Origin of the sequence: Streptomyces sp. Y2F8-2 (assembly GCF_014905555.1) — a bacterium.
Classification (GTDB): Bacteria; Actinomycetota; Actinomycetes; order Streptomycetales; family Streptomycetaceae; genus Streptomyces; species Streptomyces cynarae.
In genome coordinates, this window is the sequence record NZ_BNGS01000002.1 from 454,815 (window position 1) to 476,182 (window position 21,368).

The window sequence follows — 21,368 nt, forward strand, 5'->3', positions numbered from 1 at the left end:
CGCTTCCGGCAGGCCCTGGCCCTGCTCACCGTGCTCGCGGTGGTCGCAGTCCTCGCCGTCGTGCTGTGGCCCCACCCGCGTACGGTCCGCGTCACGGCGTACTTCCCGCGCACCGTCGGCATCTACCCCGGCTCCGACGTCCGCGTCCTCGGCGTCCGTATCGGCGAGGTCAAGAAGATCACGCCCCAGGGCGACCGGGTGCGGGTGGACCTGGAGTACGACGCGGGCCGGAAGGTGCCCGCGGACGCCCAGGCCGCGATCATCAACTCGTCGGTGGTCAGCGATCGTTACGTGCAGCTGCTGCCTGTCTACCGCAAGGGCCCGGTGCTGGCGGACGGCGCCGTCATCCCCGAGTCGCGCACGGCCGTGCCCGTCGAGCTGGACCGGATCTTCGACAGCCTGCACACCACGGCCGACGCGCTCGGCCCGAAGGGCGCCAACAAGGACGGCTCCCTGTCGCGGCTGCTCGGGGTGAGCGCGGACAACCTGAAGGGCCAGGGCACGAACCTCAACCAGTCCGTCGAGGATCTCTCCCAGGCGGTCACCACACTGTCCGACGGCCGGGGCGACCTGTTCGGCACCGTGCGCAACCTCCAGGTGTTCACGGCGGCGCTGGCGGCCGACGACCAGAGCGTGCGGTCGTTCAACGACAGTCTCGCCGAGGTGGCAGGGCAGCTCGCCGGGGAGCGCACGGACCTCGCCGCCGCGCTCAAGTACCTGGGGACGGCCCTCGCCGACGTCTCCGACTTCGTCAAGCACAACAAGACGGCACTGACCTCGGACGTCGAGGGCCTCAGCAAGGTCACCCAGGTCCTGGTCACGCAACGGGCCGCACTGGAGGAGCTGTTGGACGTCGCCCCGACCGGCCTGTCGAACCTGCAGAACGCCTACAACCCGTCCGCCGGCACCCTCGACACCCGCAACAACGCCCAGGCTCCGCAGGACCCGGCGTCCCTGCTGTGCTCCGTGCTGAAGACCACCGGGGACGCGGGCGGCAAGAACCCCGACTGCGCACAGCTGCGGAAGCTGTTCGACTCGCTGCCCGAGCTTCCCGCCGCTCCCACGGGCACGGGCACGGTCGACCGGACCCTCGGCGGAATCCTCGGGGGCGCGGCATGAGCGCGCGGCGCACGGGCCGGACGGTCGCGTGGACGGCGGCCGCTTCGCTGCTGCTGTCCGGGTGCGGGTTCAACGGCTGGTACGACATCCCGCTGCCCGGCGGGGCCGCCTCCGAGGGCCACGCCTACCACGTCACGGTGGAGTTCCGGGACGTCCTCGACCTGGTGCCGCAGTCCGCGGTCAGGGTCAACGACGTCACCGTGGGGGCCGTCGAGAAGGTCGAGCTGGACGGCTGGCACGCGCGGGTGCGGCTGAGGGTGGCCGACTCGGTGAAGCTGCCCGCCAACGCGGTCGCCGACCTCAGGCAGACGAGCATCCTGGGTGAGAAGTACGTGGCGCTGTCCGCACCGACCGGTACCGCTTCCGTGGGCCGGCTGCGCGACGGCGATGTGATCCCGCTGTCCCGCAGCGGCCGCAACCCGGAGATCGAGGAGGTGCTGTCCGCGCTGTCGGCGCTCCTCAACGGCGGCGGCGTGGCCCAGCTCAAGACCATCACCGTGGAGCTGAACAAGGCCCTGGACGGCCGCGAGACGAGGGTCCGGTCCCTGCTGAAGCAACTCGACACGTTCCTCGGCGGCCTGGACCGGCAGCGCTCGGAGATCGTCCGGGCGCTCGAGGGCATCGACCGGCTGGCGAAACGGCTCGGGACGGAGAAGGAGACGATCGCGCAGGCCGTCGACACGATCCCGCCCGCCCTGAAGGTACTGGCCGACCAGCGACGGGACCTGACGAAGATGCTCACCGCGCTGTCCAGGCTCGGCACGACCGGCACCCGGGTCGTCAGCGCCTCGCGCGAGGACACCGTCGCCAACCTGAAGGAACTCCAGCCCATCCTCCAACAGCTGAACAAGGCGGGCGACGACCTGCCGAACTCCCTCGAGCTGCTGACGACGTACCCGTTCCCCCGCAACGTGGTCGACGCCGTGAAGGGCGACTACGTCAACCTCAAGATCACCGCCGACCTCGACCTGGCGGACCTGTACGGCAATCTCGCCGACGCGCCCGGCAAGGGCGGCAAGAGCGGCGGATCCGGGAAGCAGCCGGTTCCGACGCCCTCCCTTCCCGGCCTGCCCAGCGTCCCGGTGCCGGTGCCCACCGCGCTGCCCAGCGCCCCGGGTCTGCCGAAGGTGCCGAAGCCGTCGGTCACCCCCTCCGCTCCCTCGGGCGGCGGCGGCCCGCTGTGCCCACCGGTGTGCACCGCGAGCTACGGCACGTCCGACGGGGCGCGCCGCCTGCCGCCGGGGATCGACCTCGCGCTCGCCGAGCTGATGCTGAGGGGGATGCAGCCGTGATCACCCGTATGGTCAAGGCCCAGCTGGTCGCCTTCGCCGCGGTCACCGCCGTCGGGGTGTCGTACGTCGGCGCCGAGTACACCGGCCTCGCGGACGACGTGCTCGGCCGGGGCTACACCGTCACCGCCGACTTCGCCGAGTCGGGCGGCATCTTCACCGGCGCCGAGGTCACCTACCGCGGGGTGCCGGTGGGCCGTGTGGGCGCCCTGCGCCTGAACGGCTCGGGGGTGTCGATCGCCCTGGACATCGAGGACGGCGCCCCGAAGATCCCGGCCGACACCCTCGCGGTGGTCGCGGACCGGTCGGCGGTGGGCGAGCAGTACGTCGATCTGCAACCGCGGCGCTCCGGCGGCCCGTATCTGATGGACGGCAGCCCGATCCCGCGCAGCCGCACCCGGACGCCGCTGCCCGTCACCGACCTCGTCCTCAGTCTGGACCGGCTGGTGAACTCCGTCGGCAAGGACGATCTGCGCACCACCGTCGACGAGTTGGGCAAGGCGTTCGCCGGCACCGGACCGAACCTGAGCCGCCTGGTGGACTCCGGCAACCAGCTCGTGGAGTCGGCGTCCGACTCGCTCCCGCAGACGGTGTCGCTGATCGAGGACTCGCGGAAGGTGCTCAAGACCCAGGCGGACAAGGGATCGGCGATCAAGTCGTTCTCCCGCGATCTGGCCGCGCTCAGCGCGCAGTTGAAGTCGAGCGACGCGGACCTTCGGCGGGTCGTCGGCAACGCGGCACCCGCCGCGCAGGAGGTCGACTCCCTGCTGAGGTCCACCCGGCCGACCCTGCCGGTCCTGCTGGCCAACCTGATCAGCGGCGGCCAGGTCACCGTGGCCCGGCTGCCCGGGGTGGAGCAGGCCCTTGTCACCCTCCCGGTGGTGGTCGCGGGCAGCTACACCGTCATCCCCGGCGACGGCACCACCCACTTCGGGCTCACCGTGAACGCGAACGACCCGCCCGCGTGCACACGGGGTTACGGAACCCGGCGGCGCGACCCCTCGGACACCGGAACCCGCGCAGCGAACACCGGCGCCCACTGCACGGCGCCGCGCGGCAGCGCGACCTCGGTGCGCGGCGCGCAGAACGCGCCCGGCGCGTCGGCCGGTTCGGGCGGCGCGGACCAGACCGCATACGTCACCCCGTACGACCCGGAGACCGGCACCGCCACCGGCCCGGACGGGACGCCCCTCGAGATCGGCTCGGCGGGCGGCGAACAGACCGTCTTCGGAAAGGAGTCCTGGCAATGGCTGCTGGTCGGACCGATGTCATGAGATGGGGACGCTCCCGGGTGCTCTCCGCCGGGCTCGTCGTCGCCACCGTGGCGACGACCGTGCTGTCCGTCTGGCTGGGCCTCCGGGTCGCCGACCGGCGCGCCGAGGAGCAGCGCCGGCAGGACATCCTGGCGGCGGCCCGGCAGTCGGCGCTGAACTTCACCTCGCTCGACTACCGGCACTACGACCGCGACAGCGGGAACGTGCTGAAGGGCGCGACGGGGGAGTTCAAGAAGGAGTTCGCCGCGCAGACCGCGGAGTTGACGAAGCTCGTCGCCCAGAACAAGTCGGTGTCGGAGGGGCAGGTCCTCGATGCGGGCATCGTCCGCTCCGACGCCGACTCGGCCCGGGTCCTGGTGGTCGCCGACAGCAAGGTGACCAACGCCGCCGCGCCCCAGGGACAGGCGCGCACCTACCGGCTGCAGCTCGACCTCGTGCGCGAGCACGGGCGGTGGCTGACGTCCGACGTCGAGTTCGTGGGCTGACCCACGCCACCACAGGTGAGGAGAGTGACCGTGGCGAACCAGACCACCAAGGTCCGCAGCGCCGGGACCCCCGCCCGACGCACCCTGACGGCTGCCGCACGGGCGGCGGCCAAGCGCTCCGCACGGTCGGAACGCGGGGGGCCCGGGGACCGCGAGGAGCTGCACTCCTCGCGCACCCTGCTGATCCAACGCCCGGACGGCTGGGACGACCCGCCTGAGCCGAGCGCCGAGGAGGAGCCGAAGCAGCTCACACCGGGGCCCGTACGCGGACGCAGGCTGCTGACCGCGGCGTTGTGCGTCGTGCTCGTGGCGGGCCTGGTCGCGGTCGCCGTCCTCGGGTGGCAGTACCGGGAGGGCCGGCGGGCGGACCAGGCGCGGAGTCAGGCGCTGACGGCCGCCAAGGAGGCCGCGCCCATCGTGCTGTCGTACGACTACCGGCATCTGGACCAGGACTTCGCCCGGGCCCGCGGCCGTCTGACCGGCGGCTTCCGTGACCAGTACCTGAAGACCACGAAGACGGTGGTCGGTCCCACGGCGGCGAAGTACCACGGTGTGGTGAAGGCGACGGTGGCGGCGGCCTCGGTGGTGTCGGCCGCGCCCGACAAGGCGGTCGTCCTGCTGTTCGTCAACCAGACCACGCAGAGCACCCAGGTGCCGGGATCGCGTCTGGATCTGAACCGGGTGCGCATGACGCTCACCCGAACGTCCACGGGCTGGAAGGTGAGCGCCGTCGACGCCCTCTGACCCACGCCTCCCCTGTGCCCCCGCGCGATCCGCGCGGGGGCACTTTTCGTGCGCGGTCTTGACAGTGTCCACCGCGCACCGGCAGACTTCCGTTAAGCAGAAAATATATTCCGCATTATGGAATCTCAGAGTCGTTCGATGAGAGCGCGATCCAGGGAGCGCCGCAGGATGGGATTCGCCGACCAGCGCTACACCGTCAACCTGTCGATCCTCTTCACGGAACTCCCGCTTCTGGACCGGCCCGCGGCCGCAGCGGCGGCGGGCTTCACCGCGATCGAGCTGTGGTGGCCCTGGGTCGACGCTCCCACACCCGAGCGGTCCGAGCCGGACGCCCTGAAGTGGGCGATCGAGGACGCCGGCGTGCGGCTCACGGGGCTGAACTTCTACGCCGGTCGGTTGCCGGGCCCGGACCGCGGCGCCCTGTCGGTCCCCGGCGAGGAGTCGGAGAAGTTCCGCGCCAACGTGGAGGCGGCGGCCGAGTTCGCCGAGTCGCTGGGCTGCAGGTCGCTCAACGCGCTGTACGGCAACCGCGTCGACGGCGTCGACCCGGCCGAGCAGGACGCGCTCGCACTGGAGAACCTGGCCCTCGCGGCGCGGGCGGCGGACCGGATCGGCGCAACGCTCCTGATCGAGGCCCTGAACGAGCCGGAGTCGCCGCTGTACCCGCTGGTGTCCGCTCCGGCCGCCGTGGAGGTGGTCGACAAGGTCAACCAGGCGACGGGACTGGGCAATGCGCGCTTCCTGATGGACCTGTACCACCTGTCGATGAACGGCGAGGACCTGCCGCAGGTGATCGAGCGGTACGCGGACCGGACGGGCCACGTCCAGATCGCCGACAACCCGGGCCGCGGCGCGCCGGGCACGGGGACGCTGCCGCTGGAGGACCTGCTCGACCAGTTGCGGAAGGCGGGCTACGAAGGCCGCGTCGGCCTGGAGTACAAGCCGGGCGACCGCCCGAGCGCGGAGACCTTCGACTGGCTGCCGGTCCAGGCCCGCGCCGCCCGCTGAACGGCAACTCCCAGACGTACCGCAGCAGCGAGAAAGGCACCCGCGATGAGCGCACTCCCCAAGATCGCCTGGATAGGCCTCGGCATCATGGGTTCCCCCATGTCCGAGAACCTGATCAAGGCGGGCTACGACGTCACCGGCCACACCCTGGAGCAGGAGAAGCTGGACCGCCTGGCCGCCGCCGGAGGCACCGTGGCCGGCTCGGTGGCCGAGGCCGTGCGGGACGCCGACGTGATCATCACGATGGTGCCGGCGTCTGAGCAGGTCGAGGCGGTGGCGTACGGCCCGGACGGCGTCCTGGAGAACGCCCGGCCCGGCGCCCTGCTGATCGACATGTCCTCGATCACCCCGCAGACCTCGATCGACCTGGCCGCGGCCGGGCGGGAGAAGGGCATCCGCGTGCTCGACGCGCCGGTGTCCGGCGGCGAGGCCGGTGCGGTCGAGGCGGTGCTGTCGATCATGGTCGGCGGCGACCAGGCCGACTTCGAGTACGCCCGGCCGATCTTCGAGACGCTGGGCCGGACCGTTGTGCGGTGCGGCCCGCACGGCTCGGGCCAGACCGTGAAGGCCGCCAACCAGCTCATCGTCGCCGTGAACATCCAGGCGTGCGCCGAGGCCGTGGTCTTCCTGGAGAAGTCGGGCGTGGACCTCAGGGCGGCCCTCGACGTCCTGGGCGGCGGACTCGCCGGCTCCACCGTGCTGACCCGCAAGAAGGACAACTTCCTCCGCCGGGACTTCAAGCCGGGCTTCCGTATCGACCTGCACCACAAGGACATGGGCATCGTCACGGACGCGGCCCGCGCGGTCGGCGCCGCCCTGCCGGTGGGCGCTGTGGTCGCCCAACTCGTCGCGAGTCTGCGCGCGCAGGGCGACGGCGGCCTTGACCACTCGGCCCTGCTGCGAGGCGTGGAGCGCCTGTCCGGCGCCCAGGTCTGACGCCCAGACCTCCGGGCCGCGTCGGCGCCGACACTTGTCCTGTCGCGCCCAGGCGCCGCCGCGGCCCGGACCCGTCCACCGGACCAGGAGGACGGCATCACGTTCGCGACCACCCGGTCCGCCACCGAGAACACCGATCGAGCCAGGGCTGCCGAGAGCCGTGCCGCGTCCGGAGGGCGTCCGCCCACGAAGTGGCCGACGTGCTAATCTGCGGCGGTCGGAAATCTGCATGGTCATGCAGGTTTTCGGCAGCGCGCCAGGCAGCGAAGCCGGTGACGCCCGCCTCACGCGGGCCAGTCCGGCGCTGTCCCGCAACTGTGAGGGCCGCCTCAACCGGGGCCCGAGCCAGGTCGCCTCCTGCCGCGCTACGACATCGACCCTCGTGGGAAGGGCGATCCGTCTCCGTCGGCGCGCGTTCGACGCGGCCAGTCGACGGATTGCTTCTTCCCGTCCTCACGGGAGGAAGTGCCGCGTGGCACACCAACCTGTCCGGCGTCGGCGCAAGCCGCTCGTCCGCGCCCTGTCGGCGGCGACCGCCGTGATCGCGGCCGTGGCCGTCGTCGCCGGCTGCAACTCCAAAAGCTCCGGCGGCGCCGCGTCGTCCGCTTCGGCATCCGGCTCCTCCGCCGCCGCTCCGTTCCCCGTCACGGTGACTCCCGCCAACGGCAGGATCACCGTCAAGAGCCGACCGCAGCGCATCGTGTCGCTCTCGCCGACCGCGACCGAGGACCTGTACGCGGTCGGCGCGGGCAAGCAGGTCGTCGCGGTGGACTCGAACTCCGACCATCCGGCCGGCGCGCCGGTCACCAGCCTCAGCGGACTGACCCCGAACATCGAGGCGATCGTGAAGTACGACCCGGACCTGGTCGTCGCCTCGCAGGATTCCGGTGGACTGGTCGCCGGACTGCGCAAGCTGGGCGTGCCGGTGCTGATCGAGCCCGCGGCGGCGACGGTCGACGACGCCTACACGCAGATCGAGCAGATCGGCCGGGCCACCGGTCACGCCGCCCAGGCCGCACGGACCGTTGCCGGTATGAAGTCCGCGATAGCCTCCACGGTCAAGCAGGCCGGCACCGACCACGCGAACCTGACCTATTACTGGGAGCTGGGCGCCAACCCCTACTACTCGGCGACCTCCTCGACGTTCGTCGGGCAGATGGCGTCCCTGTTCGGCCTGAAGAACATCGCCGACAAGGCGGACAAGGCCTCCGACGGCGGATATCCCCAGCTGGCCCAGGAGTACATCGTCTCGGCGCAGCCGCAGCTGATATTCCTCTCGGACAACGAGTCGTCCGACGGCGGGCAGAGCCCTGCGATCGTCGCTGCCCGGCCCGGCTGGTCGGGGATTCCGGCGGTGAAGAACAAACAGATCATCGGCCTGAACGACGACGTCGCCTCCCGCTGGGGCCCGCGTCTGCCCCAACTGGTCGCGCAGATCGCGCAGGCCGTCGAGAAGGCCTCCGACCGGTGACAGTTGGCGGGCTGTGGTCGTGAGCAGGGCCGGAATGCGCTCTCGCACCGTGGGCGTCTACGGAATCGCCGTGGCGTTCCTGGCCGTCGCGCTGCTTGTCGGTGCGATGGCCGGGGCGGCGGCCGTCAATCCGCTCGCGACGGCCGCCGCGTTGCTGGACCGGGTGCCGTTGGTACGTCTGCCGTCCGGGCTCAGCCCGCTGCAGAATGCCGTGCTCTTCCAGATCCGGCTGCCGCGCGTGGTGCTCGGAGCGGTGGTCGGCGGGGCGCTCTCGCTCGCCGGCGCGGGATACCAGGGCGTCTTCCGCAACCCCCTGGTCGACTCGTCGCTGCTGGGGGCGTCGGCGGGGGCAGGCCTGGGCGCGACGGTCGCCATCGTCTGGCTGGGCGGCTCGGCACCGGCGGCGGTGCCCGTGGCCGCGTTCATCGGGTCGCTGGCCGGGGTCACCATCGCCTACCTGGCCGGCGTGGCGGGCGGGCCGGGTACCTCGACACTGCTGCTGGCCGGGCTGGCGGTTTCGATGTTCCTGACCGCCGTTCAGACGTACGTCCTCCAGCGCTCCAGCCAGGACATCCAGCAGGTCTACTCCTGGCTGCTGGGCTCCCTGTCCGCCGCCACCTGGCACCAGACCACGGAGATCCTGCCCTATACGGCGGTCGCCGTCGTGGTCGTGCTGTTGCACGGCCGCCATCTCGACGTGCTGTCCGTCGGCGACGAGGAGAGCCGCTCCCTCGGCATGCACCCCAGCCGCATCAGGCTGGCCGTCGTGGCCGCCTGCGCGCTGGCCGCGGCGAGCGCCGTGGCGGTGAGCGGGCTCATCGGCTTCGTCGGGATCATCGTGCCGCATGCGGTGCGTCGGCTGGCCGGCGCCTCCTATCGGCTCGTCCTTCCGCTGTCACTGCTGTTCGGCGCGGGATTCCTGGTCCTCGCCGACGCCCTGGCCCGCACCATGGTGGCACCGGCCGAACTGCCCATCGGCGTCGTGACCGCACTGATCGGCTCACCGGCATTCATCTGGATCCTGCGCTCCACCCGGTCGGTGCGGACATGAACGCACTCGCCTCGGACGGGCTGGACGTGGCCGGGGTCGACGTCGACCTGGAGCGCGCCCCGGTCGTGCGCGCGGTGTCCTTCGCCGTTCCCCCGGGCGGCTGGCTGGCGCTGATCGGCCCCAACGGCGCGGGCAAGTCGACGCTGCTCCGCGCCATCGCCGGTCTGCTCCCCCATCGCGGCACGGTCGTCGTCGGCGGCACCGACGTCGGGCGCCTGCGCGCCCGGGAAAGGGCCCGGCTGATCGCCTACGTGCCGCAGGCACCCGTACTGCCACCGGACATGACGGTCCAGGAGTACGTGCTGCTGGGGCGCACGCCCCACCTCGGCTACCTGGCAAGCCCCGGTGAACGCGACCGCAAGGCCACGGCGCGCACGCTGGCCGCACTCGACCTCACCCGCTATGCCGCCCGCCGCCTGTCCGAGCTCTCCGGCGGCGAGCGCCAACGTGCCGCGCTCGCCCGGGCCCTGGCCCAGGAACCCCGGCTGCTGCTGCTCGACGAACCCACCTCCGCGCTCGACCTCGGACACCAGCAGCAGGTTCTCGACCTCGTGGACGAACTCCGCGGAACGCGGCGCCTGACGGTGGTCACCACCCTGCACGACCTGACGACCGCCGCCCAGTACGCGGACCGGCTGGTCCTCCTCGACAAGGGCCGCGTCGCGGCGGGCGGCACGCCCGCCGAGGTCATCACCGAGGACGTCATAGCCCGTGTGTACGCGGCGCGGGTGTCGGTGACCACGGACACCGAGGGCCGTCCCGTGGTCACCCCGCTGCGCGGCCCCGGCGTCGTCGGCCGATGACGCGGTTCGGCTCACCCTGAGGCGAGCCGCAAGGCCGCCTGTCGCCAGGTCCGGGGCTGCGCCGACGGCCCGGTCCACGGCTGCCGTCGCCGGGGGATCCTGCCCCGGGAGCACCAGAGCGTCCCCGAACGAAAGCAGCCTGCGCGACATCGCCGCGCCCCCCGACCACATGCGCACTCGACGTCACCATCGTGCCTGGCGGCACAGGCCGGCAGCCGATCGGGCGACTCACGGTACGGCCGTCACCCGGCGCGGCAGGGCCGGGTGAGGAACGCCCCGGTGCCGTCGCGTCCGCCGTGGCCCCGGGGTGCGGATCAGGCGCGGCCGCAGGACGCTGAACTCATGGAACAGTCACCGCAGCATCCGCACATCGTGGTGCACGCCCCGGCACTGGACGGATCCCGTCGGGTCACCGAGGGCGACGTGACCCTCGGCATCGCCTCCCACCTGGACGACGTCATCGAGATCCTGCGCCTGGCCGATCTGGACCGGATCGAGGTCGAGGAGAGCGACATCGTCGAGTGGCAGGGCGGCGGACCCGAGGACTGGCCGGGGCTGTCGGAGCACGAGATCGAGTGAGGGCGTCTACGCAAGCAGGCGTACCCCCTCTACGCAACCCTCAAATGAACCTCTGAACACCCGTCAGGGGGCTTCAACCACCCCTGGTCATGGGGAGATTCTCGACACACGGGGCCCGTCGGCACGGGGGCGGCGGGCCTCGCAGGGGGCCCGCCGACACGGGGGCGGCGGGCCTCGCAGGGGGGTGTCGGCCGGGGGGCCGCGGCCCGAGGGGGCGGGCCGCGGCGGTGCCGATCTCCGTACGGGGGGCGCCCGGGCAGGCGCGGTCCGGTGGGACGACCAGTCGGCGTGATGAGGTGGTCACCGGACCGGGAGGCGTGCGTCTCCCGGCATCGCAGACGGACCTACGGCCACCCGGGCGCCTATGCGGTGATGCAGACGGACGGCAACTTCGTCGTCTACACGAGCACCGGAGGTCCCGGCAAGGGCGGCGGGGCCACCGGCACCACGACCACGTCGCGGTGACCAGGTCCTGATCCAGGTCGCGTTCAGCACGGGGCCGCGGGCGACCGCGGCCCCGTCCGCGTTCGGAAGCGCTACTGGACGCTCTCCTCGAACTCCACGACCTCGCCGATGTCGTTGGTGGTCGACATGGAGATGTCGGTGACGCGCTCCAGGATCGCCTCGACGACCACGGGCACCCGGTATGCGGCGGCGAGCTTCTTGGCCTGTTCGAAGGCCGGGGCCAGGTCGTCGGGGTCCGTCACCCGGATCGCCTTGCAGCCCAGGCCCTCGGCGACCTTGACGTGGTCGACGCCGTAGACGCCCAGTTCGGGTGAGTTGATGTTCTCGAACTCCAGCCTGACCTGGAAGTCCATGTCGAAGGCCCGCTGTGCCTGGCGGATCAGGCCGAGGTAGGAGTTGTTCACGAGGACGTGGACGTACGGGATCCTGTGCTGGGCGCCGACCGCCAACTCCTCGATCATGAACTGGAAGTCGTAGTCGCCGGACAGCGCGACCACGGACGCCTCCGGGTCGGCCTTCGCCACGCCGAGCGCGGCGGGGATCGTCCAGCCGAGGGGGCCCGCCTGGCCGCAGTTGATCCAGTGCCGCGGGCGGTACACGCGCAGCATCTGGGCGCCGGCGATCTGGGAGAGGCCGATCGCCGTCACATACCGCGTCTCGGGGCCGAAGGCCTTGTTCATCTCCTCGTAGACGCGCTGCGGTTTGATGGGGATGTCGTCGAAGTGCGTACGGCGCTTCAGACGGGCCTTCTTCTCCCGCGCGGCGGCGGCCCAGGCGGAACGGTCGGGGAGCCGGCCGGCCCGCCTCAGCTCCTCGGCCACCTCGACGAACAGGCCCAAAGCCGCCTTCGCGTCGGAGGCGATGCCGTAGTCGGGGGCGAAGATCCTGCCGATCTGGGTGGGTTCGACATCCACGTGGACGAATGTCCGCCCGGCCGTGTAGACGTCGATGCGCCCGGTGTGACGGTTGGCCCAGCGGTTGCCGATGCCCAGGACGAAGTCGGACTCCAGGAACGTCGCGTTGCCGTACCGGTGTGAGGTCTGCAGGCCGACCATGCCGGCGTGCAGTTCGTGGTCGTCGGGGATGGCTCCCCAGCCCATCAGGGTCGGGACGACGGGAATGCCCGTCAATTCCGCGAAGCGCACGAGGAGTCCGGTCGCGTCGGCGTTGATGATCCCGCCTCCGGCGACGATCAGCGGGCGTTCGGAGGCGTTCAGCAGGGCGAGCGCCTTCTCGATCTGCGCGCGGGTCGCGGCGGGCCTGTAGACCGGCAGGGGCTCGTACGTCTCGGGGTCGAACTCGATCTCGGTGAGCTGGACGTCGACCGGCAGGTCGATCAGGACGGGGCCTGGGCGACCGGAGCGCATCAGGTGGAACGCCTGCTGGAAGACGCCCGGCACCTGCGCGGCCTCCAGCACGGTGACGGCCATCTTCGTCACCGGCGCGGCGATCGACGCGATGTCGACGGCCTGGAAGTCCTCTTTGTGGAGCACCGCGGTCGGGGCCTGGCCGGTGATGCAGAGGATCGGGATCGAGTCGCCGGTCGCCGAGTAGAGGCCGGTGATCATGTCGGTGCCGGCCGGGCCGGAGGTTCCGACGCACACGCCGATGTTGCCGGGGCGGGTACGGGTGTAGCCCTCCGCCATGTGGGACGCACCCTCGACATGGCGGGCCAGGGTGTGGTGGATGCCGCCGGATGCTTTCAGGGCGGCGTAGAAGGGGTTGATCGCGGCGCCCGGAACCCCGAACGCGTCCCGGACGCCCTCACGTTTGAGGATCTCGACTGCCGCGCGGGCAGCGGTCATACGAGCCATGGAGTACTCCTGCTTCGGCTGTCGGACTCGCGCTCCCGTCGCGCCCCGCGGTGAGCACCAATGGGCCTTTCGGCTTCCAGCTTCCGTATAGCGGAATATACTTTCTGCTATCTGGAAGCAATGTAGGCATGGCAAGCAGAGCCGTCAAGACACGGCCCATCAGGCGTGCCCGATCGCCGAAGTCGGGGACAAGTGGGCATCCGCGGAAGCACCATGGGAGCCATGCCCGAGAGCGTGCCGGTGTCCTGTCCGGTCTGCCGGCGCGAGCATGTGTACGCCGCGCCGTCGTATCCGTGCGTGTGCGGCGCGCCCGTCGCGCCGCCGCTGAACCGCCTCTCGTGGCCCTCCGTGGTCACCCGCCGCACCTGGGCCGACGGCTGGGTGGCGGTCCGCTGCGGGAGTTGTGGCCGCGAGGGCGAGTGGCCCTGCCCGGAGCTGGACTGCCCGTGCGGGACGATCCTCCGTGTCCCGGTGAGTGAGGCCCCGGTGAGCGGGGCGCCACGCGCGGATTCCGCCGGGGACGGCGCGGGCGGTCGGCGTGAACAGAGTCCCGTCTTCCAGCCCGTCACCATCCGCACGGCCGCCGACGCCATCGGCGCGGCCGCGCTCTGCCTGCGCCGGCTCGGCCACCACGACGTCCGGCGCGCCCAGGAGCGTCCGCCCAGCGGGGTCCTGCTCGCGGCGGAGGGGATGCGGGCGCTGGTGGAGCCGACGGTGCGTCCGGCGTCGCTGCGGGACGTGGAGTGCCTGTGGCTCACCGCCCTGTCGGAGTCCGCACGCTGCGTGTGCTTCTCGCTGGCGGGATACGCCGACGCCGCCCGTGCCGCCGCGGACCGCCTCGGCGTCCCGCTCTTCGTCCTCGACCTCACCGGCGCGCCCCAGCCGGTGAACAGGCAGGCCGACGATCTGGCCGCCGGCCTGGCCTGAACCGTCCCTCGTTCTAAGCCGGTTCCGCGAACCTCTCCCGCAGCTCGATCTTGCGGACCTTGCCCGAGACCGTCATCGGGAAGGCGTCCAGGGTCTGCAGCCGGCTCGGGATCTTGTAGTGGGCGAGCTGTCCCTCGCAGAAGGCCCGCAGCTCCTCGAGGGTCGGCGGGTCGGCCGGGTCGCGCGGGATCACGCAGGCCAGGACCTCCTCGCCGTACCGCTCGTCCGGGACCCCGACCACCTGCACGTCGGCGATCTTCGGATGCGCGTACAGGAACTCCTCGATCTCACGCGGGTAGATGTTCTCGCCCCCGCGGATGATCATGTCTTTGATGCGGCCGACGATCTCGACGTAACCGTCCTCCCGCATCATCGCGAGGTCGCCGGTGTGCATCCAGCGGCCGGGGTCGACGGCCTCCGCGGTCTTCTCGGGCTCGTTCCAGTAGCCCAGCATCACGCTGTAGCCGCGGGTGCACAGCTCCCCCGCCGCACCGCGCGGCACGGTCACCCCGGTCGCCGGATCGACGATCTTGACCTCGATGTGCGGGAGGACCCGGCCCACCGTGCCCGTGCGGTGCTCCAGGTCGTCGTCCATCCGGGTCTGCAGCGAGACCGGGGAGGTCTCCGTCATGCCGTAGCAGATGGACACCTGCTCCATGTGCATCTCGCCGACCACCCGCTTCATCACCTCGACCGGACATGGCGAGCCCGCCATGATGCCGGTCCTGAGGGACGACAGGTCGTAGTCCGCGAAGCCGGGCAGGTTCAGCTCGGCGATGAACATCGTCGGCACGCCGTACAGGGAGGTGCAGCGCTCCTGCTGGACGGCCTCCAGGGTGGCCCGGGGATCGAAGGACGGCGCCGGGATGACGATGCAGGCCCCGTGGGAGGTGGCGCCCAGGTTCCCCATGACCATGCCGAAGCAGTGGTAGAACGGCACCGGCAGACACACCCGGTCCTGCTCCGTGTAGCCGATCGTACGGCCCACCCAGTAGCCGTTGTTGAGGATGTTGTGGTGGGAGAGGGTGGCGCCCTTCGGGAAGCCGGTGGTGCCCGAGGTGTACTGGATGTTGACCGGGTCGTCGCAGCTCAACTCGCCCGCGAGGGACGCCAGCCGGTCGTACGGGACCGTCACCGCGCCCGCCGTGAAAGCGTCCCAGGTGGCATCGCCGATGTAGACGGTATCGCGCAACTCCGGGCAGCTGCCGCGCACTTGGTCGACCAGGGCCCGGTAGTCGCTCGTCTTGTGGGCGAGGGAGGCGACCAGGAGCGAGATCCCGGCCTGCTTCAGCACGTACTGAAGCTCGTGGGCGCGGTAGGCGGGGTTGATGTTCACCATGATGGCGCCGATCCGCGCGGTGGCGTACTGCACCAGCACCCACTCGGGGCAGTTGACCGCCCAGATCCCGACCCGGTCGCCCTTGCGCACGCCCTTGGCGAGCAGCCCGAGCGCCACCTCGTCGACCGCGGCGCCGAACTCGGCGTAGGTCCAGCGCCGTCCGGACTCCACGTCGACCAGGGCCTCCCGGTCGGGGTACGCGGCGATCGCGCGGTCGAGGTTGGCGCCGATGGTGTCGCCGAGGAGCGGCGTCGTGCCGGTCCCGTGCGTGTACGACAGCTCCGTCGGTTCCCTCACCGGAAGTCCTCCTCGCGGTACTCGTTCTGCGAGCCTGCGGCCGTGGCCTCGCGCAGCTCGATCCGGCGGATCTTGCCGGAGACGGTCTTGGGCAGGTCCCCGAACTCCAGGCGGCGGATGCGCTTGTAGGGGGCCAGCACGTCGCGGGAGTGCTCGAAGAGGACCTTCGCGGTGTCCGGGCCGGGCTCCCAGCCCGCGGCGAGCACCACGTACGCCTTCGGGACGGCGAGGCGCAGCTCGTCCGGCGCCGGTACGACGGCCGCCTCGGCCACCGCCTCGTGCTCCAGGAGCGCGCTCTCCAGCTCGAACGGGGAGATCTTGTAATCGGAGGCCTTGAAGACGTCGTCGGCCCGCCCGACGTAGGTGATGTAGCCGTCCGCGTCCCGGGAGCCGATGTCGCCGGTGCGGTAGTAGCCGCCCGCCATGGCCTCGGCCGTACGGTCGGGGTCGCCGTGGTAGCCGGTCATCACGCCGACCGGCCGTACGGACAGGTCGAGCGCGATCTCGCCCTCGTCCGCGCCCGGCGCGCCGCTCACCGGATCCAGCAGCTCCACGCGGAAGCCGGGGCTCGGCCGCCCCATGGAGCCCGTCTTCAGCGGCTGGCCGGGGCTGTTGGAGACCTGCACGGCCGTCTCGGTCTGCCCGAAGCCGTCCCTGATGGTCACCCCCCAGGCCCTGCGCACCTGCTCGATCACCTCGGGATTCAGCGGCTCCCCGGCGGCAACCGCCTCGCGTGGCGGGGTGGCGAGCTGGGTGAGGTCGGCCTGGATCAGCATGCGCCACACCGTCGGCGGCGCGCAGAACGTCGTCACGCCCGCGCGGTCCATCTCCGCCATCAGCCGGGGCGCGTCGAAGCGTGTGTAGTTGTGGATGAACACGGTCGCCTCCGCGTTCCACGGGGCGAACAGGTTGGACCAGGCGTGCTTGGCCCAGCCCGGCGAGGAGATGTTCAGGTGCACGTCCCCGGGCTTGAGGCCGATCCAGTACATCGTCGCAAGATGACCGATCGGGTACGACACATGGGTGTGCTCGACCAGTTTGGGCCGGGCGGTGGTGCCCGAGGTGAAGTAGAGCATCAGCGGGTCGTCGGCGTGGGTGGGACCGTCCGGCTCGAAGTCCGCGTCGGCCGCGTACGCGTCCTCGTACGCCCGCCAGCCTTCCGGCGCGCCGCCGACCGCGATCCGGGTGTAGCCGCCGGGCACCTCGGCGAACTTGCCCGTGTCCTCGGCTCGCACGATCACATGCCGGACCCTTCCTCGGTCGACACGGTCGCGCAGGTCCGCGGGGCCGAGCAGCGGGGTGGCCGGGATGACGACCGCTCGCAGCTTCATCGCCGCCAGCGCGGTCTCCCACAGCTCGGTCTGGTTGCCCAGCATGACCAGGATGCGGTCCTCCGCGCGCACGCCCTGCTCCCGGAGCCAGCCGGCGACCCGGTTCGAGCGCTCGGACATCTCGGCGAAGGTGAGGCGTTCCTCGGAGCCGTCCTCCTCCACGATGTGCAGTGCGGTGCGGTCGTTGCCGTCCGCGACGACGTCGAACCAGTCGAGCGCCCAGTTGAAGTACGCCGGCCGCGGCCAGCGGAAGCCCTCGTACGCCGTCGCGTAGTCCTCCCGGTGCGCCAGCAGGAAGTCCCGCGCGGTCCGGAACGCGTCCGTCGCGTCGGTGTTCGCCGTCATGTGTCCTCCTCATTGCCGGACAGCCGTCTCACATCGTGTAATCGGTGACGCAGGTCTCACCACCCCCGAACGGGGGGTGCGCCGCGACGGAGGGGCGAGCACGTGGCAGTTGACGCAGCCGAGACGGTTCAGGTGCGGAGCGCGCTGGTGCGGCTGCGGCGGGTCACGGGGCTGCCGGTCGCCTTCGGCGGACTGGTGGAGTCCGGGCGGCCGCAGATACGCATCAGCGAACTGAGCGGCACCGCGACGGCGGCGCTCAGCTCGCTCGCCGTCGTCTCCGGCAGCGGCCTGGGCGGCAAGGTGACGGCGCTGGCCCGGCCGTGCGCGGTGACCGACTACTCGGCGTCCCGGCAGATCAGCCACGAGTACGACGCGGCGGTGGCGACGGAGGGCCTGAGGTCCGTCCTCGCGGTGCCGGTCGTCGTACGGCGCCGGGTGCGCGGGGTGCTCTACGGCGCCCTGCGGACGGCGCAGCCGCTGGGCGACCGCACGCTGAGCGCGGCGGTGGAGGCGGCGCGGGACGTGGAGCAGGCGCTGGTCGCCCGGGACGAGGCGCGCAGCCTGCTGACGGCGGTGCGGGAGCCCTCCGGCCCGGCCGGGGCGGCCTGGGAGCAGGTGCGGGAGGCACACGGCGCGCTGCGGGCGCTCGCCCAGCGGGTGGAGGACGTGGCACTGCGGGCGGAGCTCCTCGATGTGTGCGGGCGGCTGGCCGGAGCGGCCTCCCCGGGACCGGCGGCGGGGAACGTGGGGCTGTCCCCGCGGGAGGTGGACGTCCTGGCGTGTGTGGCGATCGGGTCCACCAACGCGGCGGCCGCCGAGCGGCTGGGGCTGCGCCCGGAGACAGTGAAGGGGTACCTGCGCTCGGCGATGCGGAAGCTCGGCGCGCACAGCAGATGGGAGGCGGTGGTGGCGGCGCGGCGGGCCGGGTTGCTCCCGTAGACCTGTAGTTTCCGATTCATTCGGTACTCCGATGAAATTCCCTCGAGTCACCGCTTGTTGTTTCCCTCACCATGCCGCCGTCCGAATTTTCAATGACGGGACGCCTAATATTGGCCAGGACACGACACCCGGAGGGGAGCGGCACCGTGCGACGGGACTTCAAGGAGCCTGCGAGACCCCACCATGACCAGGTCATCGGCCGGGAGGAGCTGTGCACGGCGGCGCGCCGGCAGCTCGCCGACGGGGGAAGTGTGCTGCTGCACGGCCCCGCCGGAATAGGAAAGTCGACGGTCCTGCGGACGCTGGCCGCGGAATACGGCGAAACGGTGCGCACCGTGTTGCGCTGCTCGGCGACCGAGTCCGAATCCCACCTTCCCTTCCTGGCCCTCGCCGACCTGCTCGGGCTCGTCCTGGACGAGGTCGCCGACCGGCTGCCCGCCCCGCAGCGCACCGCCCTGGAGTCCGCGCTCACCGGCCGCGGCGAGTCCACGATGCAGCGGGACGGACTGGCGCTGCGGCTCGCCGTGCTCTCCACCCTCCGCGCGCTGGCCGCCCGCGGCCCCGTGCTGATCGTCGCCGACGACCTTCAGTGGCTGGACCCGGCCAGCACCGAACTCCTCGGCTTCGCCGCGCGGCGCCTCGGCGGCACACCGGTGCAGATGCTGTGCGCGGTGCGCACCCATGCCGAGCAGGGCCAGGAGTACGACCGCCATCTGGGCGCGTCCCCGCCGGACACCCTCGCCCTCCGGGTGGGCCCGCTGTCGCGCGCCCGGATCGCCACGCTTCTCGACCACCGCGGCTACACGGGACTGCCCCGCTCCACAGTGCGGGAGATCCACCGCACCAGCGGCGGCAACCCGCTGTTCGCTCTGGAGCTCGGCCGCGCCCTCGCCGAGAGCCCGACTCCGCCGAGGCCCGGTGAGCCGCTGCCCGTGCCGACCTCGCTGAGGACCCTGGTGCTCAACCGGCTGGAGGCGCTGTCCGACGAGGCCCGCCGCACCCTGCTCGTGGCGAGCGCGGGAGCCCGGCCCACACTGGCCCTGCTGCGCGCGGCCGGCCGGGACAACGCGGAGGCGGAGACCGCGCAGGCCGCCGCGCTCGGGCTGCTGGTGACGGAGCGGGACGCACCGGGCGTGCGGTTCGCGCATCCGCTGATATCGGCCGCGCTGTACGCGCAGGCGAGCGCCCAGGAGCGGCGCGCCGTGCACGCGGCGCTGTCGACGGCGGCCTCCGACCCGATCGAGCGGGCCCGGCACCTGGCGCTGGCGACCACCGGCACGGATCCGCGGGTCGCGCAGCGGCTCGCCGAGGCCGCGTCCGCCGCCCGGGACCGGGGCGCGCCCTCGGTGGCGGCGGGGCTCGGGCTGCTCGCCGCCCGGCACACCCCTGCGGACGCGGTGCCGGGCCCGGACGAGCGGCGGCTGCAGGCCGCCGAGGACGCGCTGACCGCCGGGGAGACCGACCTCGCCCGGGACATCGCCCGCGAGGTGCTGGCCCACGCGACGGAACCGGCGGACAGGGTGCGGGCGTGGATGGTGGTGATCGACGCCGCCGGGCACGCGATGGCCGAGGTCGACGCGGTCTTCCCGCAGGCGCTGGCGGACGCGGGCGACGACCCCCGGCTGCTCACCCTGGTGCACTACCAGCTCGCCTGGCGGGCACTGCTGGTGGAGGGCGACTTCGCCCGGGCCCGGCAGGAGGGCGCCCTCGCCGCGGAGCTGGCGGCGCGGGCCGGTGACCGGCGCAACGAGCTGCTGGCCCTCGCCTTCCAGGCGCAGGCCGAGACCCTGATGGGGCACCCGGACGCTCCGCGCACCATCAAGCGGGCGATGAGGGAACCGCAGGACGCGCGGGTGGCGTGCGACCACAACGGCGTCGGAGCCGTGCGGTTCCGCTGGCTGATCATGAGCGACCAGCTCTCCGAGGCGCGCACGACGGTCAGCGCGCTGCTGCGCGAGGTTCGGCGGCGCGGCATGGTGGAGGCCGAGGTGCACTTCCTGCGCGGCCTCGCCGAGACCGAACTGCGGGCCGGGCACTGCGGGCGGGCCCTCGACCTGGCGCGGGAGAGCCTCAGGCTGGCGCGGGACACCGGGATCGGGGAGGCCGCCAGCGCCATGCTCACCTCACTGGCGGAGGCGGCGGGCGGCGAGGCGGAGCGGGCGCTGACACTGGCCCAGGAGGCCGTGGGCCGGGCCGAGGAGGACGGCGACGTGATCTACCTGTCGCGGGCGCTGGCCGCGCTGGGGCACGCCCAGCTGGTGGCCGGGGACGCGGCGGGGAGCGTCCGGTCCCTGCGCCGGGTGAGGGAGCTGGAGGAGGGGCTCGGGGTCACCGATCCGGCTCGGGGTCGCTGGCACGGCGACCTCGCGGAGGCGCTCGTGCGCGTCGGGGAGCCGGCCGAGGCGCAGGACGTCATCGACGCCGCCCGCGCCCACGCGCTCAGGCTCCGGCGGGAGAGCGTGCTCGCGGTGCTGGACCGGGCGGAGGCCCTGGTCCGGGCGGCACGTGGCGAAGGGGACGCGGCAGAACGTCAGTTGACGGCGGCGCGGGACCGGCTCGCGAGGCTCGGCTACGGCCTCGAGGAGGCCCGGGCGGCCTATGCGCTGGCGGGGCTGCGCGCCGGGCGGTCGGGACCGGCGTCGTACGACGAGGCGACCCGTCTCTTCCGCCGCTGCCGGGCGATGCCGTGGCTGCGCCTGGTGGAGACGGCCACGGTCACGGACCCGGCGCGGTCGGAGCCTCGTCCGACGGGGCCGGCGCCGGTCGCTGCGGCCGCCCTCGACAGCCTGGCCGCGACGGAACGGCAGGTCGCCGCGCTGGTCATGGAGGGCGCGACGAACCGGGAGATCGCGGCCCGGCTGTTCATCAGCGTCAAGACCGTGGAGGCCACGCTGACCCGGGTCTACCGCAAGCTGGGCATCCGGTCACGGGTGGACATCGTGCGTCTGGCGGCCGGGCACCGCGCGAGCTGAACCAGCGCACACGACACGCCCCTGGCCGGTTCGCGCGCGTGGACCGAGGGTTTTCCCTGCCCAACTCGCCTAGGGCGTTCCCTCATTGGGAGCGGACCGCTCCGGCTTCTAGCGTAAAGGCGTGCCGCTCGCCGGGCACACCGGGGCCGGTCCCCACTCGCGCGACCCCCCACCGGCAAC

General features: G+C 72.2%; 18 protein-coding genes and 1 riboswitch. Of the genes, 15 read left to right on the forward strand and 3 right to left on the reverse strand.

Translation table 11 applies throughout. From position 1 onward, the window contains the following. Positions 1-15: 15 nt before the first annotated feature. The 12 genes from SY2F82_RS07450 (at position 16) to SY2F82_RS07505 (ending at position 11,224) form a co-directional block, all read left to right on the forward strand. Positions 16-1,119, forward strand: a complete 1,104-nt coding sequence (locus SY2F82_RS07450) for an MCE family protein (protein ID WP_200418627.1) — start codon at positions 16-18, stop codon at positions 1,117-1,119. Then, positions 1,116-2,411, forward strand: coding sequence for an MCE family protein (locus tag SY2F82_RS07455; RefSeq protein WP_200418151.1), 1,296 nt, complete (start codon positions 1,116-1,118; stop codon positions 2,409-2,411). The genes SY2F82_RS07450 and SY2F82_RS07455 overlap by 4 nt, the downstream gene beginning before the upstream one ends. Beyond that, entirely contained in the window at positions 2,408-3,682 is a 1,275-nt protein-coding gene (locus SY2F82_RS07460; RefSeq protein WP_200418152.1) for an MCE family protein, read from the forward strand. The genes SY2F82_RS07455 and SY2F82_RS07460 overlap by 4 nt, the downstream gene beginning before the upstream one ends. Further along, complete coding sequence (locus tag SY2F82_RS07465) at positions 3,655-4,167, forward strand: hypothetical protein (protein WP_200418153.1); 513 nt, start codon at positions 3,655-3,657, stop codon at positions 4,165-4,167. The genes SY2F82_RS07460 and SY2F82_RS07465 overlap by 28 nt, the downstream gene beginning before the upstream one ends. A 30-nt stretch (positions 4,168-4,197) precedes the next feature. Next, positions 4,198-4,911, forward strand: coding sequence for a hypothetical protein (locus SY2F82_RS07470; protein WP_200418154.1), 714 nt, complete (start codon positions 4,198-4,200; stop codon positions 4,909-4,911). A gap of 168 nt (positions 4,912-5,079) precedes the next feature. After that, positions 5,080-5,919, forward strand: a complete 840-nt coding sequence (locus SY2F82_RS07475) for a TIM barrel protein (RefSeq protein WP_200418155.1) — start codon at positions 5,080-5,082, stop codon at positions 5,917-5,919. 45 nt (positions 5,920-5,964) lie between these two features. Beyond that, entirely contained in the window at positions 5,965-6,855 is an 891-nt protein-coding gene (locus tag SY2F82_RS07480) for a 2-hydroxy-3-oxopropionate reductase (RefSeq protein ID WP_200418156.1), read from the forward strand. A gap of 222 nt (positions 6,856-7,077) precedes the next feature. Next, a riboswitch (cobalamin riboswitch) is annotated at positions 7,078-7,228 on the forward strand. 99 nt (positions 7,229-7,327) lie between these two features. Beyond that, positions 7,328-8,326: an ABC transporter substrate-binding protein gene (locus SY2F82_RS07485; protein WP_200418157.1), complete on the forward strand. Its 999-nt coding sequence runs from the start codon at positions 7,328-7,330 to the stop codon at positions 8,324-8,326. A gap of 34 nt (positions 8,327-8,360) precedes the next feature. After that, positions 8,361-9,377: an iron ABC transporter permease gene (locus SY2F82_RS07490; protein ID WP_200418158.1), complete on the forward strand. Its 1,017-nt coding sequence runs from the start codon at positions 8,361-8,363 to the stop codon at positions 9,375-9,377. Continuing rightward, positions 9,374-10,180, forward strand: a complete 807-nt coding sequence (locus tag SY2F82_RS07495; protein WP_200418159.1) for an ABC transporter ATP-binding protein — start codon at positions 9,374-9,376, stop codon at positions 10,178-10,180. Before SY2F82_RS07490 ends, SY2F82_RS07495 begins: the two co-directional genes overlap by 4 nt. Positions 10,181-10,522: 342 nt before the next feature. Then, positions 10,523-10,759: a hypothetical protein gene (locus SY2F82_RS07500; protein WP_200418160.1), complete on the forward strand. Its 237-nt coding sequence runs from the start codon at positions 10,523-10,525 to the stop codon at positions 10,757-10,759. A gap of 291 nt (positions 10,760-11,050) precedes the next feature. Further along, positions 11,051-11,224: a hypothetical protein gene (locus SY2F82_RS07505; protein WP_200418161.1), complete on the forward strand. Its 174-nt coding sequence runs from the start codon at positions 11,051-11,053 to the stop codon at positions 11,222-11,224. Positions 11,225-11,295: 71 nt separating this feature from the next. On the opposite strand, the gene gcl is transcribed toward SY2F82_RS07505, so the two are convergent. Continuing rightward, on the reverse strand, positions 11,296-13,038 hold the full coding sequence (gene gcl, locus SY2F82_RS07510; RefSeq protein ID WP_200418162.1) for a glyoxylate carboligase: 1,743 nt from the start codon (positions 13,036-13,038) through the stop codon (positions 11,296-11,298). A gap of 213 nt (positions 13,039-13,251) precedes the next feature. On the opposite strand from gcl, the gene SY2F82_RS07515 reads away from it, so the two are divergent. Next, the gene (locus SY2F82_RS07515; protein WP_200418163.1) at positions 13,252-13,965 is read left to right on the forward strand and encodes a hypothetical protein; all 714 of its coding nucleotides are present in this window, start codon (positions 13,252-13,254) and stop codon (positions 13,963-13,965) included. A gap of 13 nt (positions 13,966-13,978) precedes the next feature. Here SY2F82_RS07515 and SY2F82_RS07520 read toward each other — a convergent pair whose 3' ends face one another. Both SY2F82_RS07520 and SY2F82_RS07525 read right to left on the reverse strand, forming a co-directional pair. After that, positions 13,979-15,601, reverse strand: coding sequence for an AMP-binding protein (locus SY2F82_RS07520; protein WP_200418164.1), 1,623 nt, complete (start codon positions 15,599-15,601; stop codon positions 13,979-13,981). Further along, positions 15,598-17,277 (reverse strand): AMP-binding protein, encoded by a 1,680-nt coding sequence (locus tag SY2F82_RS07525; RefSeq protein ID WP_200418165.1) that lies wholly within the window; start codon positions 17,275-17,277, stop codon positions 15,598-15,600. The genes SY2F82_RS07520 and SY2F82_RS07525 overlap by 4 nt, the downstream gene beginning before the upstream one ends. Positions 17,278-17,379: 102 nt before the next feature. On the opposite strand from SY2F82_RS07525, the gene SY2F82_RS07530 reads away from it, so the two are divergent. After that, a complete protein-coding gene (locus SY2F82_RS07530; RefSeq protein ID WP_200418166.1) occupies positions 17,380-18,216 on the forward strand; it encodes a LuxR C-terminal-related transcriptional regulator in 837 nt (278 codons plus the stop codon). A 92-nt stretch (positions 18,217-18,308) separates the two neighbouring features. After that, positions 18,309-21,188: an AAA family ATPase gene (locus tag SY2F82_RS07535; protein WP_200418167.1), complete on the forward strand. Its 2,880-nt coding sequence runs from the start codon at positions 18,309-18,311 to the stop codon at positions 21,186-21,188. Positions 21,189-21,368 lie beyond the last annotated feature (180 nt).

Coding starts and splice junctions, on each gene's coding strand:
- SY2F82_RS07455 (WP_200418151.1), top strand. CDS start 1,116: ATGAGCGCGCGGCGCACGGGCCGGACGGTCGCGTGGACGGCGGCCGCT.
- SY2F82_RS07465 (WP_200418153.1), top strand. CDS start 3,655: ATGGCTGCTGGTCGGACCGATGTCATGAGATGGGGACGCTCCCGGGTG.
- SY2F82_RS07475 (WP_200418155.1), top strand. CDS start 5,080: ATGGGATTCGCCGACCAGCGCTACACCGTCAACCTGTCGATCCTCTTC.
- SY2F82_RS07480 (WP_200418156.1), top strand. CDS start 5,965: ATGAGCGCACTCCCCAAGATCGCCTGGATAGGCCTCGGCATCATGGGT.
- SY2F82_RS07490 (WP_200418158.1), top strand. CDS start 8,361: ATGCGCTCTCGCACCGTGGGCGTCTACGGAATCGCCGTGGCGTTCCTG.
- SY2F82_RS07495 (WP_200418159.1), top strand. CDS start 9,374: ATGAACGCACTCGCCTCGGACGGGCTGGACGTGGCCGGGGTCGACGTC.
- SY2F82_RS07500 (WP_200418160.1), top strand. CDS start 10,523: ATGGAACAGTCACCGCAGCATCCGCACATCGTGGTGCACGCCCCGGCA.
- SY2F82_RS07505 (WP_200418161.1), top strand. CDS start 11,051: ATGAGGTGGTCACCGGACCGGGAGGCGTGCGTCTCCCGGCATCGCAGA.
- gcl (WP_200418162.1), bottom strand. CDS start 13,038: ATGGCTCGTATGACCGCTGCCCGCGCGGCAGTCGAGATCCTCAAACGT.
- SY2F82_RS07515 (WP_200418163.1), top strand. CDS start 13,252: ATGGGAGCCATGCCCGAGAGCGTGCCGGTGTCCTGTCCGGTCTGCCGG.
- SY2F82_RS07525 (WP_200418165.1), bottom strand. CDS start 17,277: ATGACGGCGAACACCGACGCGACGGACGCGTTCCGGACCGCGCGGGAC.
- SY2F82_RS07535 (WP_200418167.1), top strand. CDS start 18,309: ATGACGGGACGCCTAATATTGGCCAGGACACGACACCCGGAGGGGAGC.